At 59.3% G+C, this 13997-nt stretch carries 12 protein-coding genes; 4 read left to right on the top strand and 8 right to left on the bottom strand.

Annotated elements, in window-relative coordinates:
* Positions 1-84: 84 nt before the first annotated feature.
* Both L9059_RS20830 and L9059_RS20825 read right to left on the bottom strand, forming a co-directional pair.
* Positions 85-837, bottom strand: coding sequence for an anti-sigma factor family protein (locus tag L9059_RS20830; protein ID WP_247292805.1), 753 nt, complete (start codon positions 835-837; stop codon positions 85-87).
* Positions 834-1340 carry a sigma-70 family RNA polymerase sigma factor gene (locus L9059_RS20825; RefSeq protein ID WP_247292844.1) on the bottom strand — a complete coding sequence of 169 codons (507 nt, stop codon included), beginning with the start codon at positions 1338-1340 and terminating at the stop codon, positions 834-836. The genes L9059_RS20830 and L9059_RS20825 overlap by 4 nt, the downstream gene beginning before the upstream one ends.
* Positions 1341-1498: 158 nt before the next feature.
* Between L9059_RS20825 and L9059_RS20820 the strand changes: the two genes are divergently transcribed.
* Both L9059_RS20820 and L9059_RS20815 read left to right on the top strand, forming a co-directional pair.
* The gene (locus L9059_RS20820; RefSeq protein WP_247292804.1) at positions 1499-2584 is read left to right on the top strand and encodes a catalase family peroxidase; all 1086 of its coding nucleotides are present in this window, start codon (positions 1499-1501) and stop codon (positions 2582-2584) included.
* Positions 2581-3126, top strand: a complete 546-nt coding sequence (locus L9059_RS20815; RefSeq protein WP_247292803.1) for a cytochrome b — start codon at positions 2581-2583, stop codon at positions 3124-3126. The genes L9059_RS20820 and L9059_RS20815 overlap by 4 nt, the downstream gene beginning before the upstream one ends.
* Positions 3127-3163: 37 nt before the next feature.
* On the opposite strand, the gene L9059_RS20810 is transcribed toward L9059_RS20815, so the two are convergent.
* Both L9059_RS20810 and L9059_RS20805 read right to left on the bottom strand, forming a co-directional pair.
* Positions 3164-4315, bottom strand: a complete 1152-nt coding sequence (locus L9059_RS20810) for a M14 family metallopeptidase (RefSeq protein WP_247292802.1) — start codon at positions 4313-4315, stop codon at positions 3164-3166.
* A gap of 472 nt (positions 4316-4787) precedes the next feature.
* Positions 4788-5126 (bottom strand): DUF6124 family protein, encoded by a 339-nt coding sequence (locus L9059_RS20805; protein ID WP_247292801.1) that lies wholly within the window; start codon positions 5124-5126, stop codon positions 4788-4790.
* A gap of 132 nt (positions 5127-5258) precedes the next feature.
* On the opposite strand from L9059_RS20805, the gene L9059_RS20800 reads away from it, so the two are divergent.
* Positions 5259-5906, top strand: coding sequence for a LexA family protein (locus L9059_RS20800; RefSeq protein ID WP_247292800.1), 648 nt, complete (start codon positions 5259-5261; stop codon positions 5904-5906).
* Positions 5907-5945: 39 nt separating this feature from the next.
* Here L9059_RS20800 and L9059_RS20795 read toward each other — a convergent pair whose 3' ends face one another.
* The 4 genes from L9059_RS20795 to L9059_RS20780 form a co-directional block, all read right to left on the bottom strand.
* Entirely contained in the window at positions 5946-7901 is a 1956-nt protein-coding gene (locus L9059_RS20795) for an acetyl/propionyl/methylcrotonyl-CoA carboxylase subunit alpha (protein ID WP_247292799.1), read from the bottom strand.
* On the bottom strand, positions 7901-8716 hold the full coding sequence (locus L9059_RS20790) for a gamma-carboxygeranoyl-CoA hydratase (RefSeq protein ID WP_247292798.1): 816 nt from the start codon (positions 8714-8716) through the stop codon (positions 7901-7903). Before L9059_RS20790 ends, L9059_RS20795 begins: the two co-directional genes overlap by 1 nt.
* A 114-nt stretch (positions 8717-8830) precedes the next feature.
* Positions 8831-10438, bottom strand: coding sequence for a carboxyl transferase domain-containing protein (locus tag L9059_RS20785; protein ID WP_247292797.1), 1608 nt, complete (start codon positions 10436-10438; stop codon positions 8831-8833).
* A 12-nt stretch (positions 10439-10450) separates the two neighbouring features.
* Positions 10451-11614: an isovaleryl-CoA dehydrogenase gene (locus L9059_RS20780; RefSeq protein WP_247292796.1), complete on the bottom strand. Its 1164-nt coding sequence runs from the start codon at positions 11612-11614 to the stop codon at positions 10451-10453.
* Positions 11615-11822: 208 nt separating this feature from the next.
* Here L9059_RS20780 and L9059_RS20775 point away from each other — a divergent pair, with 208 nt between their 5' ends.
* On the top strand, positions 11823-13520 hold the full coding sequence (locus tag L9059_RS20775; RefSeq protein WP_247292795.1) for an AMP-binding protein: 1698 nt from the start codon (positions 11823-11825) through the stop codon (positions 13518-13520).
* Positions 13521-13997: the final 477 nt, after the last annotated feature.

The raw sequence follows: 13997 nt of genomic DNA, 5'->3' as shown, positions 1-13997 counted from the left end.
CCCCTCTGGATCTTCAAGCCGGCGCCCCGAGCGGCGGCGGCACAGTTTAGCCAAACGGATGGTTTTTCTTCCAGAGCTGCGTGGTCAAAACGTTTTCGTCTGCCTGAGCAGATGCGCCGCTGGCGTATCACTGGGGCTGATCATTGCATAGTTATACCCAGCGCCCGACCAGTACTCGGCCTGAAGCTCGCCATCGCTGCGACTGCCTCGGGGTAGCAAGAAGTTTTTCGGCCCAGGTGGGCGCACGTAGAAGCTGACTTTCTGCCCGTTCGGGTTTTCGTAGACCACCATCGCCGCTGGCCCTTGCTCGGTGCTGAGCAGGCGCCCGCTGACCGGTTTGAAGCCTGCGCGCGCCAGATCCGGTAGACGGTTGGCTTGGGTGAAATAGCGATCCAGCCAGGCCTGCATATCGCCCTGTTCGCCGACCTTGAAATCGGCCGGCAGCATGCCTTGTTGCGCGATCAGACGGTACGCCTGCAGAGCATCGGCCATGGGCGCCGAAGTGCTGAGTAGTGTCATTTCCCTGGCCTGCCAGCCGCTGAAGCCGCCAACGCTGACGGCCAGCAGCAGTACGGCGGCGCTAGCCAGGTGGCGCCGGGACTGACGCTTGAGGCGCTGGCGGATGACTGCCGGTTCCAGGTGCGGATTAGTCGGTTGTTGCAACGCGCCGCTCAGGTTGGCTCGCAGTTGCTCGGCGTCCTGCTGCCAGGCGCGCACGGTGGCGGCCATTTGCGGATTGTTCGTCAGATAAGTTTCAATCAGGCGTCGGTCGGCTGCGCTGAGCTGGTGATCGATGTAAGCGTGCAGGTCGCGCTCGTCAGGGGGCATGCTAATCATTTGAGTCTCCGCAGGGCAGGGCGGGTGATTTCACCTTCGCTGAGTTGGCGCAGGGCCTGGCGGGCGCGGGACAAACGGGACATCACAGTCCCGGTGGGTACTTGTAGAATCTCGGCCACCTCTTTGTAACTCAAGCCTTCGACTGATACCCAAAGCAGCAATGCGCGCTGCTCTGTGGGGAGCTGGTCGAAGGCCTTGAGCGTCGATTGCGCGATCACCGTGCGCTCTACAGACGGTTGGGCGTCTTCACGGCCGGTGAAAAACTCGAGCATTCGCGCGTAGCGCCGGGAGCGCCGGTGGGCGTCCAGAAACTGTCGATAAAGAATCGAGAACAGCCAGGCGCGCAAGTCTCCTTCGGGGCGTTTGTCGCTCCAGCGCGACAATGCCCGTTCCAGGCAGGCCTGCACCAGATCATCGGCGCTGCTGGGATTGCGCGTCAGGGACAACGCAAATCGCCTCAACCTGGGAATGATTTCACTCAGTTGTTCGTCGATATCGTTCATGAAGTTCTGACTAGTCACTACGCTGTGGACCAGGAAGACGCTCGGCCTTCGAGGTTATTCCACGCTCGAAAAAATAAACACCCAGTGATGGAATAAACCGTCCGGGGGTTCGTCTGCTTGATTCTTCTCACTTGCGGCCACAGGCCCTGGAGTCTTTCATGGTAGATCGCTCATCACCGCCCACTCGGCCGCCGCTGAGCGCCACCAGCCTGGTGTTGCGCCTCGGCGGCATCGCCTTGGTGGTTGCTGCGGTTGCCGGGGCTTTTGCCTACGTCAACGGCACATTTGACCCACAGCGCCTGACGCCAAAAAAACTGATCAACGTGCTGGAGACCAACAACGGCGTGCACCCTGGGTTCCGGCGGAACCACTCCAAGGGCGTGTGCGTGATCGGACATTTCGAAAGCAGCGAAGAGGCGCGCAACTACTCCAGCGCCCAAGTGTTCAACGAGGCCAGAACCCCGGTGGTCGGGCGTTTCGCGCTACCGGCTGGCAATCCCTACGCACCGGACAGCAGCGTGCCTATCCGCAGCATGGCGCTGCGCTTTAACCAGGCCAATGGTCAACAATGGCGCACCGGGATGAACAGCATGCCGGTGTTCCCGGTGGGCACCCCCGAAGCCTTCTATCAGTTGCAACAAGCCCAGTCGCCAGTGCTGGCCACCGGCAAACCCGATCCTGGAGCAGTGCCGGCATTTTTTGGCGCGCATCCGGAAGCTGCACCTTTTCTGGCGTGGATCAAGACTGCCAAGCCCTCGGCCAGTTATGTGACCGAAACCTATAACAGCGTGAATGCGTTTTACCTGGTCAACGCCGCAGGTCAGCGGCAGGCAGTGCGCTGGAGCATGGTGCCGGTTACCCAGGATGCGCCAGGTGCAACGGCGCCGGAGGGTAGCGATTTTCTCGAAAAAGACCTGGTCCAGCGGATTGCCGCAGGGCCGCTGCGTTGGAAGCTGAACATTACCCTGGCCAACGCCGGTGATCCGGTCGACGATGCCAGCAAGGCCTGGCCCGAGGGGCGCAAGGTGGTTAACGCGGGGACTCTGGTGCTCGAAAGCACCCAACCGCAACTCAGTGGCGAGTGCCGGGACATTAACTATGACCCGCTGGTACTGCCTGCCGGCATTGAGGGCTCTGGCGATCCACTGCTCGCCGCTCGTTCCGCGGGTTATGCCAGTTCCTACTTGCGTCGCACCAGTGAAGTCAGCCAGTTGCCCGCCGCCAAACAGGAAGCTCGACAATGAGCACTCAATCGAACCACTTCGCGCCGTTGGCGCGGTTGCTGCACTGGCTGATGGCACTGATGGTCATTGCCATGCTGTTCATCGGGGCGGGCATGGTTGCCTCGGTGTCCGAGCGTCATGAGTGGCTGATCCACCTGCACAAGCCCTTGGGCATCGCCATTTTGTTGTTGGTGATCGTGCGTATCGTCGTGCGTTTTTCCACTCGACAGCCGCCGCTGCCTGCTGATTTGCCGGGATGGCAGGTGCTCGCGGCCAAAGGCTCGCATCTGTTGTTATACGCCTTGATGCTGGTGTTACCGCTACTGGGATGGGCAATGATCTCGGCGGCGGGCGACCCGGTGATGCTCAGCAATTCGTTGCAGCTGCCTTCAATCGTACCGGCCAACGCGCAGGTATTTGCCTTCCTGCGCAAGGCCCACGGCTACCTGGCCTACCTGCTTTTCCTGACCGTGTTGCTGCACCTGGCAGCGGCGCTGTTCCATGGCTGGGTACGCCGTGACGACGTGCTGGACAGTATGTTGCGGGGTAAGGACCGCGCCTGACGTTGGTGGCCGCAGTTGAAGCTGCGGCCGCAACCGGTCAGCGCAGGACATCAACCATGTCGGCAATGGTCGTCAGCACATCCTTGCCCAACTGTTTGGAACGCTTACCCGACCATCCCGTGATCGGATTAGGCGCGTCATTGTTGTCCTTGAAGGGCATTTCCAGGGTAAGCGACAGGCAGTCGAATTTCTCGCCGACGCTGTTGCAGGCCAAGGTCATGTTGGCTTTGCCCGGCTCATCGCGGGTATAGCCATGCTTGGTCTGGAAATCCTTGGTGAGATGCTTCAGATGGCTGCGGAACTGTTCTTCGAGTTTTTCGATCCGCAGGGTGTAGCCAGGGTTACCCTCGCAACCGGCGGTGAACACGTAGGGGATCTCTTCGTCACCATGGATGTCGAGGAACAGGTCAACGCCGTAGTGTTCCATCTGTTGCTGCACGAACAGGACTTCCGGGCTGATTGCCTGGCTGGCGCTCTGCCAGGCGCGGTTCAGGTCCTGGCCCGTGGCGTTGGTGCGCAGGTGGCCATGGAAGGCGCCGTCCGGGTTCATGTTCGGCACCAGGTACAGGTCGGCGCTGGCCAGAAGTTTGTTCACAACTGGATCGTCATGTTTTTCCAGGCGCTCGATCACACCTTCCACGAACCATTCGGCCATATGTTCGCCTGGGTGCTGCTGGGCAATCATCCACACCTTACGCCGGCCCTCGGCCCCGGTGCCCTTGCGCAGCAGCTGAATGTCCCGGCCTTCGACGCTTTTACCGGTGGCGAGCAGTTCGGTGCCGGCCTTGGCCAGCGCCTGCTCGATCAACCAGTCGTGACGACCGCGGCTGTAGGGTTCGAAGTAGGCGAACCAGGCATGGGTAGCGGTGGCTTCTAGGCTGAAGCGCAGGCAGTCACCTTCGAAAATGGTCGGTACGCGGAACCAGTTGACGTGGTCATAGGAGGCAACGGCCTGATAGCCGTCCCAGGCCTTGTTGTAGGAGGACTTGCTGGCATTGTTCAGGCGAAACCAGTGCTCCTGGCCCACATGCAGGCCGCTGGCCTTGAAGTGAAACCACTGGAAGTGCTGGCTGCGGGTATCGGGTCGAATGGCCAGCAACGCTTGCAGCGGATTGCTGATATCGAGCACTTCAATGTTGCCGCTGTCGAAGTTTGCGCTGATGTCGAAAGAGGATTTAGCCACGGTCATAGTCGATTCCAGAATATGATTTTTATGGCTGTCACTTTACACGCAGGGCGGGGGAAAATTTGGGGAAGTTGCCAGGAATTTGGGGGGCGTCCTCCTTGACGCCGAAGCAGCTTAGAGACTGTACGATTGATTCTCAAGTGCTATTTTTCGATTGTTTGGCCCAATATTGCCGGGCTTCTCTAATCAATACATATTCTTTTGATATCCTTAGCGCCATCGAACTTGCAGTCACTAAAGAATTCATTAGCCTGAAGCCAAAAGCCAGAATAACTGGCAAAAAAAGACCCGGCACAAAAGCCGGGTCAAAAACCGTGATTAGCCTGATGAGGAGATAGTCCAGGAGACCGACCTTAGGTCTCTTGGCCCATCGACTGATCTCGCGATCAGATGATGTAATAGTAATCATTATCGTTTGCAAGTCAACTGGTTTTAGCGGTCCCACCAGAAAAACCCTTTCCTGGTGTCTTCGTTTTCAGCCCTTGTGACCCTTGAGCGACCGATCAACCATGGCTCGGGCCATATCGATCAGGTGCACCGTCGACAGTGTCAGGTCCCGGCTGGCGCCTTGCAGATTACCTGCCGATTCATAGGCAATGGACGCGGCGCAGCGCATCAGATCCGAGGCATGCACAAGTGCCTCTTCATTGCTGACGTTCTGATTCACAGCAAAAAAACGCGTTTCCTCAAGCTCTGGTGACACAGATGGTTTCAAGTAGTAGTCGAGCGCGCGCTGCGCTGCAGCGAAGCCTTGGGGAGAGTTGAGCGTGGTATCCATTGGCTCGTCGGGCAAGTCGGTACTGGTGGTTGCCATGGTGATGTAAACTCCTTTTTTGATTATCAGATCCGTAAAAAAGAGCTTAGTACAAAGTGTATTTGTTTCGGCGATTGAAATAATACAGCTTGTGTTTTGAGCGCAGGTAGGAGCCCGCGTATCGTGCCGGACATGGATAAATGGATTGATTTGGTCAAGGCCAAGATGAGTGAGCTCAACATCACTCAGGAGATACTCGCAGACCGTCTAGGGATGTCGCAGGGTGGTGTTGGACATTGGCTGAATAAACGACGTCAGCCCGGTGTCGAGGACATGAACCGTGTGCTGGAAGCCTTGGGCCTGGATTTCCTGGAAGTGGCGATGGTACTCAGGGAAGTCCGGGCTTGCGAGGATGATATTCCTCCCTTGGCGCAGCGGCACAACCCTTCCTTTCGTTACCCTGTCAGTGATTGGCGAGATGCACCGTTGCTGCGCGATGGCGAGTTTCCGGTGTACGGTGCGACGCAGTTCGAACTGTCCGACTACCACGCTCACGGCAGCGCGTTCTGGCTCAAAGTCGAGGGTGACGCAATGACTGCTCCCAGTGGCCTTAGCATCGCCCACGACATGTTGATCCTGGTAGACCCAGAGGCTGAGGTGCTGCCTGGCAAGCTGGTGATCGCCCAATGGCCTGGCAGCGCCGCCGCCACTTTTCGCAAACTGATCGAGGAGGGCGGTCAGCGTTACCTGATTCCGCTCAATCCGACCTATCCCAAAGCCTTGTACACCGCAGACTGCCGAATCATCGGCGTGGTGGTTCAAGCCACTGCCAAATTCTGACCGGACCGGTCCTGCCAGCGTGCAAGACCGGTCTTTGTTTCAGGCCTCTTCCAGCTCGACCAGTGCACTGCCCTCACTGACCATTTCGCCTTCCTGGCAATACAGCGCCTTGATGACTCCAGCGTGGGGCGCACGAATGCTGTGTTCCATCTTCATGGCTTCCAGTACCACCAGTTGCGCTCCTGCTTCAACCGTTTGCCCGGCCTCCACCAGGACGCGCACGATGCTGCCGTTCATGGGTGCGGTCAGGCCACCCTGGTGGCTATGGCTGGCTTCGACGGCACTGATAGGGTCGTAGGACTCGATGCGGCGCAGTTCTCCATCCCATTGCAGATAGACCACGCCGTCGCGGCGGATCGCCCGATGCTGGCGACGTACCCCTTCGTGCTCGATCAGCAATTGCTCGCCCTTGAGCTGTGCTGTGTGCGCGTCGACTGCGCCCAACGTAAGCGCACGGTCCTGGCCTTCGCAACTCAGGTGCAGGCTGATCTCCCTCGGCAGTCCGGTACGAAAACCGTTGCTTCTCGCCCAGGGCGACGCCGGGTCGTCTGTGCGCGACGCGGCGGACTGGCTTTGGGTAAATGCCTGCGCAGCAGCCTGCCAGAAGTCTTCACCCAGCTCTGCTGGTTTTGGCAGCAGCTGTTCCTGGTAACGCGGGATAAACCCGGTATCAAGTTCTGCGGCGGCAAACGCTGGATGGCCGATAATCCGGCGCAGGAAGTTGATGTTGGTTCTCAGGCCGCCAATCGCGAATTCGTCGAGCATGCTCAGCAAGCGCAGGCGCGCCTGTTCACGGTCTTCACCCCAGGCAATCAGCTTGCCCAGCATCGGGTCGTAGAACGGTGAGATTTCATCGCCTTGCTCCACTCCGCTGTCGACTCGACGTCCGGTGCCCGCAGCTGATTCGCGATATAGCTCCAGGCGTCCGGTCGCCGGCAGGAAGTCATTGCCCGGGTCTTCGGCGTACAACCGGACCTCAATGGCATGTCCGATCAGGGGGACCTGCTCCTGGGTCATCGGCAGGGCTTCACCACGGGCGACGCGGATTTGCCAGGCCACCAGGTCGAGCCCTGTGATGGCTTCAGTCACCGGGTGTTCCACCTGCAGGCGCGTGTTCATCTCCATGAAGAAGAACTCGCCTCGCGAGTCCAGCAGGAACTCCACCGTGCCGGCCCCGACGTAACCAATAGCCTGCGCCGAGCGGACGGCGGCTTCGCCCATGGCGCGGCGCAATTGCGCGCTCAGGCCTGGAGCAGGCGCTTCTTCTACGACCTTCTGATGGCGACGCTGGATCGAGCAGTCGCGCTCATTGAGGTACAGGCAATTGCCATGCTGATCGGCAAAGATCTGAATCTCCACGTGCCGCGGTTTGAGCAGATATTTTTCTACCAGCATGCGTGAGTCGCCAAACGACGACTGCGCCTCGCGCTGGGCCGAGGCCAGGGCTTCGGCCAGTTGGCTGACGTCCTCGACCACCTTCATGCCTTTGCCGCCCCCACCGGCGGTGGCCTTGAGCAGCACCGGATAACCGATGCGCTCACAGGCTGCGCGGAAGGTTTCCAGGTCCTGGGCTTCGCCGTGATAACCAGGCACCAGTGGCACTGCGGCGGTCTCCATCAACGCCTTGGCTGCGGATTTGCTGCCCATTGCATCGATCGCCGAGGCGGGTGGGCCGAGGAAGATCAAGCCGGCATTCTCGATGGCCCGGGCAAATGCGGCGTTCTCCGACAGAAAGCCATACCCCGGATGAATCGCCTGAGCGCCACTGGCCAGTGCAGCGGCAATCAGTTTGTCGATCTGCAGATAGCTGTCGGCGGCTTTGCTGCCACCCAGGTCGACTCGTATATCGGCCTCGCGGCTGTGTCGGGCATCACGATCAGTGGCGCTGTGCACGGCCACGGTGGTCAGGCCAAGGGCTTTGGCGGTGCGCATCACCCGGCAGGCGATTTCGCCGCGGTTGGCCACCAGTAACGAAGTAATGACGGGCGTGTTCATCAGCGCGGCTCCTTGGTGTTAGGGATAGCGAGCCAGTTCGCCGGGCGTTTTTGCAGGAAGGCGCGCAAACCTTCCTGGCCTTCAGGGCTGACGCGGATCCGGGCAATGGCATTTTCGGTGTAGCGGCGCAGTGCCGGGGTCAGCGCACCATTGCCCACTTCGCGCAGTAAATCCTTGCTGGCACGCATGGCGGCAGGGCTGTTGAGCAGCAGGTTATCGATCCACTGATCGACCTTGGACTCCAGCTCTGCAAGCGGGTAGCTTTCCGATAGCAAACCGATCTCCCGTGCCCGCAGGCCGCTGAACCGCTCGGCGGTCAGGGCGTAGCGGCGAGCTGCGCGTTCGCCGATGGCTTGCACCACGAACGGGCTGATCACGGCAGGAGCCAGGCCGATGCGTACTTCCGACAGGCAGAATTGCGCGTCATCGGCGCCGATGGCCATATCGCAGCAGCTGATCAAACCGAGTGCCCCCCCAAATGCAGCCCCTTGCACCACGGCCAGGGTGGGGATTTTCAGCTTGGCAAGGTTGTACATCAACTCGGCGAGTTCGCGGGCATCGTCGAGATTGGTGTGGTAATCCAGTTCGGCGGACTGCTGCATCCACGCCAGGTCGGCACCAGCGCTGAAATGCTTGCCTCGGCCGCGCAACAGCAGGAATCTCATGCTGGTATCGGCCGAAACTTTATCCAGGGCGAGAATCAGCTCGCGGATCATCTGCGCGTTGAAGGCATTGTTCTTGTCTTCGCGGGCGAGCCACAAGGTCGCGAAACCCCGGGGGTCGATGTGTAGCTCAAGGGTGTTGAAGTCGCTCATTTTGTCTGCCTCCACAACTCATGTGGGAGCGGGCGTGTTCGCGTAGAACGATAACGCGGTGCATCAGAGAGCCCGCGGTGAGTCCTTCGCGAGCAAGCCCGCTCCCACAGAAAATCACATCCGGAACACGCCGAAACGGCTTTGTTCTACTGGCGCGTTCAACGCTGCCGACAAGGCCAGTGCCAACACATCGCGGGTCTGCGCGGGGTCGATCACGCCGTCGTCCCACAGCCGGGCGCTGGAGTAGTAGGGGTGTCCCTGCTGCTCGTACTGATCGAGGATCGGTTGCTTGATTTGCGCCTCCTGCTCGGCGCTGAAAGCCTGGCCACCGCGCTCGGCCTGCTCGCGCTTGACTTGCACCAGCACGCCTGCAGCCTGTTCGGCACCCATCACGCCGATCCGCGCATTCGGCCACATCCACAGAAAGCGTGGGTCGTAGGCTCGTCCGCACATGCCGTAGTTGCCGGCACCAAAGCTGCCGCCAATGATTACGGTGAACTTCGGCACCTTGGCGCACGCTACGGCGGTCACCAGTTTGGCACCGTGCTTGGCGATGCCGCCGGCTTCGTATTTCTGGCCAACCATGAAGCCGGTGATGTTCTGCAGGAACAGCAATGGAATACCGCGCTGACAGGCCAACTCGATGAAGTGCGCACCTTTCTGCGCGGCCTCGGCGAACAGAATGCCGTTGTTGGCGAGGATCGCGATCGGATAACCGTGCAGGTAGGCAAAACCGCAGACCAGCGTAGTCCCGAATAGCGCCTTGAATTCGTCGAACACCGAGCCGTCCACCAGCCGTGCGATAACTTCGCGCACATCGAAGGGCTGCTTGGCGTCAGCCGATACCACGCCGTAAAGCTCGTCGCTGGCATACAGCGGGGCGATTGGCGCGCGTTGCTGCACTTCGCCAAGCTTGCGCCAGTTAAGGTTGGCAATGCTGCGTCGAGCGATGGCCAGGGCGTGTTCGTCGCTCTCGGCGTAGTGATCGGCGACGCCGGAAACCTTGCAGTGCACGTCGGCCCCGCCAAGGTCTTCGGCGCTGACTACTTCACCGGTTGCGGCTTTTACCAGGGGGGGGCCGGCAAGAAAGATGGTCGCCTGGTTACGCACCATGATCGCCTCGTCGGCCATGGCCGGGACATAGGCTCCGCCAGCGGTGCAAGAGCCCATGACCACGGCGATCTGTGGAATGCCCAGGGCACTCATGTTGGCCTGGTTGAAGAAAATCCGGCCAAAGTGTTCGCGGTCCGGGAACACCTCATCCTGGCGGGGCAAGTTCGCGCCGCCGGAATCCACCAGATAGATACAGGGCAGGCGATTTTGCTGGGCGATGGTCTGGGCACGCAGGTGTTTCTTCACGGTCAGCGGATAGTACGAGCCACCTTTCACCGTGGCATCGTTGGCGACGATCATGCATTCGACGCCTTCCACTCGACCAATTCCGGCGATCACGCCAGCGGCCGGAACATCTTCACCGTAGACCTCGTAGGCCGCCAGCTGGCTGATTTCGAGGAACGGTGAACCGGGATCGAGCAGCCGATTGATGCGCTCGCGAGGCAATAACTTGCCCCTGGAGGTGTGGCGTTCTTGTGCTTTTGCGCCGCCACCTTGCTGCACCTGGGCGAGCAGGGTGTGCAGGGCGTCGACCTGTTTGCGCATCGCCGCGCTGTTGGCGGCAAACTCCGCCGAACGGGGGTTGAGCTGGGTATGCAGGATAGCCATGGACAACTCCGGTTAGCGGGTTTCGTTGAACAGTTCACGGCCGATGAGCATGCGACGAATCTCACTGGTCCCCGCGCCGATTTCGTACAGCTTGGCGTCACGCAACAGACGGCCAGCTGGGAATTCATTGATGTAGCCGTTGCCACCGAGAATCTGGATCGCGTCGAGGGCCATTTGCGTGGCACGTTCGGCGCTGTACAGGATCACGCCGGCGGCGTCCTTGCGCGTTGTCTCGCCGCGCTCGCAAGCTTGGGCCACTGCATACAGATAGGCGCGGCTGGCGTTGAGCTGGGTGTACATATCGGCGACCTTGCCTTGAATCAGCTGGAATTCGCCGATGCTCTGGCCGAACTGCTTGCGGTCGTGGATGTAGGGAACGATCAGGTCCATGCAGGCCTGCATGATGCCGGTCGGGCCGCCGGACAGAACGACTCGCTCGTAGTCGAGGCCGCTCATCAACACTTTCACGCCGCCGTTGAGTACGCCGAGGATGTTTTCTTCAGGTACCTCGACGTCATCGAAGAACAGCTCGCAGGTGTTCGAGCCACGCATGCCGAGCTTGTCGAACTTGTCGCTGCGGCTGAAGCCTTTCGAGTCGCGTTCGACGATGAAGGCGGTAATGCCGTGGGGGCCCTTTTCCAGATCAGTCTTGGCGTAGATCACGTAGGTGTTGGCGTCGGGGCCGTTGGTGATCCACGTCTTGCTGCCATTGAGCACGTAGCGATCACCACGTTTGTCGGCGCGCAGTTTCATGGATACCACGTCGGAGCCGGCGTTCGGTTCGCTCATGGCGAGGGCGCCGATGTGTTCACCGCTAATCAGCTTGGGCAGATACTTGGTTTTTTGCTCGTGATTACCGTTGCGGTTGATCTGGTTGACGCAGAGATTGGAGTGCGCACCATAGGACAGGGCGACCGAGGCCGAGCCGCGGCTGATTTCTTCCATGGCTACCACGTGGGCCAGGTAACCCAGGCCAGCGCCACCGTATTCCTCGCAGACAGTGATGCCGAGCAGGCCCATGTCGCCGAACTTGCTCCACAGGTCTGCGGGGAACAGGTTGTCGATGTCGATCTGGGCGGCGCGCGGAGTGATCTCCCTGGAGACAAATTTTTGAATCTCATGGCGCAGCGAATCGATGGTTTCGCCGAGGGCAAAGTTCAGGGATGGGTAGCTCATGGGGCACCTTTTGGCTTTTTTGTAGGGTGGGGAGGGCAGTGATGCAGCTCTCACCTTTACGTTAACGTAAGCCTGTGACGAATGGCTGTCAATCACCCTTTACGTTAACGTCAACTTGAGCGACAGTAGGGTCGTTCTGAAAGACCAGCGCTGCTCCCTCGCCACAACAAATCAGCGCTCCTAAACAATAAAGACAATAGGGGTCGTTATGGATCAACCCAGTGCAAGCCCGCAGCGCAGTTATACCCGCGGTTCCCAAGACAAAGCCCTGCTGGCGATGACCATTGGCCAGGCGTTCGATCACACGGTCACCCGATATCCGAACGGGGAAGCGCTGGTAGTGCGACATCAACAGCTGCGCTATACCTGGCAGCAGTTGTCTACAGCCGTTGACCTGCATGCCCGGGCCCTGTTGGCGCTGGGATTGCAGACCGGAGACCGGCTGGGCATCTGGGCGCCAAACTGCGCCCAGTGGTGCATCAGCCAACTCGCCAGCGCGAAGATCGGCGTAATACTGGTCAACATCAACCCCGCTTACCGCAGCTCGGAACTGGAGTACGTATTGAAGCAGTCGGGCTGCCAATGGCTGGTATGCGCTGGTGCCTTCAAGACGTCCAACTATCACGAAATGCTTCAAGGGCTGCTGCCCGAGCTGGCCGAGCAATCCATCGGTCAACTGCACAGCGAACGCCTGCCCGATCTGCGCGGAGTGATCAGTCTCGATACTCAACCGCCGTGCGGTTTCCTGCCGTGGTCGCAATTGGCCGATTTGGCGGCCAGCCTACCGGCGCAGCAACTGCACGAGCGCCAGGACAGCCTGAATTTCGACCAGGCCGTGAACATTCAGTACACCTCCGGCACCACCGGTTTTCCCAAGGGCGCGACCCTCAGTCACTACAACATCCTCAACAATGGCTACATGGTCGGCGAAAGCCTGGGGCTGACCGCCGACGATCGGCTGGTGATCCCGGTGCCGCTCTACCATTGTTTCGGCATGGTGATGGGCAACCTGGGCTGCATCACCCACGGCACCACAATGATCTACCCCAATGACGGATTCGATCCGCTGCTGACTCTGACTACCGTCGCCGAAGAAAAAGCCACCGCGCTTTACGGCGTGCCCACCATGTTCATCGCCATGCTCGACCAGCCAAGGCGTCAGGAATTCGATCTGTCGAGCTTGCGCACCGGCATCATGGCAGGCGCGACCTGCCCGATTGAGGTGATGCGCCGGGTGATCAGCGAAATGCACATGAGCGAGGTGCAGATTGCCTACGGCATGACGGAAACCAGCCCGGTTTCGTTGCAAACCGGTCCTTTGGATGAATTGGAACTGCGCGTGACCACCGTTGGCCGCACCCAACCGCAGCTGGAAAGCAAGATCATCGATGAGGCGGGCAACCTGATGCCGCGCGGTACCATCGGCGAGCTGTGTACTCGCGGTTACAGCGTGATGCTCGGTTACTGGAACAATCCCCAAGGCACAGCGGAGGCGATCGATCAGGCAGGCTGGATGCATACGGGAGACTTGGCCAGCATGAATGATGAAGGCTACGTGTGCATTGCCGGACGCAACAAGGACATGATTATCCGTGGCGGCGAGAACATATATCCGCGCGAGCTGGAGGAGTTCTTCTTTACCCACCCGGCCGTTGCCGACGTGCAGGTCATTGGGATTCCATGTTCACGCTACGGCGAGGAAATCGTCGCGTGGATCAAGTTTCATCCCGGCCACAGTGCGACCGAGCAGGAGATGCAGCTCTGGTGCAAGGAGCGCATCGCCCACTTCAAGACACCGCGCTACTTTAAGTTTGTGGAGGAGTTTCCGATGACGGTAACGGGCAAGATCCAGAAATTCCGCATGCGCGAGATAAGCATCGAGGAGTTACGCATCAACAACGGCTGACCACTCTATCCCCTGTGGGAGCAGGCTCGCTCTCACAGGGTCATGGCAGTGGCAGTGGCAGAGGCGGTTTGAAAACCTGAATCCCAGACAGCACAAAGGGGAGCCGAGGCTCCCCTTTAATTTGTTTTTGCGTGTGCTCTTTTTTTATTATTGAGGGGCGGTCTGTTGTTGTTTTTGGTAACCGTGACCCTTTACCGCTGTTTTTGTCGATCCCCATACGGGATCAAGAGCAAACGTATTTTTTTGAGCGCTGATCTGCTTTTTCGCTAAGCGATCCAACCAGTTCGGGAGCTACCTGAGGGTAGTTTTATTGTTCTCTGCCCGGTTGCGGGTTACTCCGAGAAGTACCCTGAAAAACACACCTTCTCCAAAAAAATCTGTTAGCTGCGTCTCTGCCGTGTTGTTTTTGTTATGTCAGAGTCGTTACGTCTTATTTTTATTGGTTTGCCGCTTTTTATTCTTGTTATGCCATAGAGA

The organism is Pseudomonas violetae, assembly GCF_023072615.1.
GTDB classification, from domain to species: domain Bacteria; phylum Pseudomonadota; class Gammaproteobacteria; order Pseudomonadales; family Pseudomonadaceae; genus Aquipseudomonas; species Aquipseudomonas violetae.
Note: the sequence above shows the minus strand (reverse complement) of the source record. Positions and strands in the feature narration are given on the sequence as shown.

Excerpts from the sequence above, each read along its gene's own strand:
- L9059_RS20830 (WP_247292805.1), bottom strand. The coding sequence starts at position 837 with ATGATTAGCATGCCCCCTGACGAGCGCGACCTGCACGCTTACATCGAT.
- L9059_RS20825 (WP_247292844.1), bottom strand. The coding sequence starts at position 1,340 with ATGAACGATATCGACGAACAACTGAGTGAAATCATTCCCAGGTTGAGG.
- L9059_RS20820 (WP_247292804.1), top strand. The coding sequence starts at position 1,499 with ATGGTAGATCGCTCATCACCGCCCACTCGGCCGCCGCTGAGCGCCACC.
- L9059_RS20815 (WP_247292803.1), top strand. The coding sequence starts at position 2,581 with ATGAGCACTCAATCGAACCACTTCGCGCCGTTGGCGCGGTTGCTGCAC.
- L9059_RS20810 (WP_247292802.1), bottom strand. The coding sequence starts at position 4,315 with ATGACCGTGGCTAAATCCTCTTTCGACATCAGCGCAAACTTCGACAGC.
- L9059_RS20805 (WP_247292801.1), bottom strand. The coding sequence starts at position 5,126 with ATGGCAACCACCAGTACCGACTTGCCCGACGAGCCAATGGATACCACG.
- L9059_RS20800 (WP_247292800.1), top strand. The coding sequence starts at position 5,259 with ATGGATAAATGGATTGATTTGGTCAAGGCCAAGATGAGTGAGCTCAAC.
- L9059_RS20795 (WP_247292799.1), bottom strand. The coding sequence starts at position 7,901 with ATGAACACGCCCGTCATTACTTCGTTACTGGTGGCCAACCGCGGCGAA.
- L9059_RS20790 (WP_247292798.1), bottom strand. The coding sequence starts at position 8,716 with ATGAGCGACTTCAACACCCTTGAGCTACACATCGACCCCCGGGGTTTC.
- L9059_RS20785 (WP_247292797.1), bottom strand. The coding sequence starts at position 10,438 with ATGGCTATCCTGCATACCCAGCTCAACCCCCGTTCGGCGGAGTTTGCC.
- L9059_RS20780 (WP_247292796.1), bottom strand. The coding sequence starts at position 11,614 with ATGAGCTACCCATCCCTGAACTTTGCCCTCGGCGAAACCATCGATTCG.
- L9059_RS20775 (WP_247292795.1), top strand. The coding sequence starts at position 11,823 with ATGGATCAACCCAGTGCAAGCCCGCAGCGCAGTTATACCCGCGGTTCC.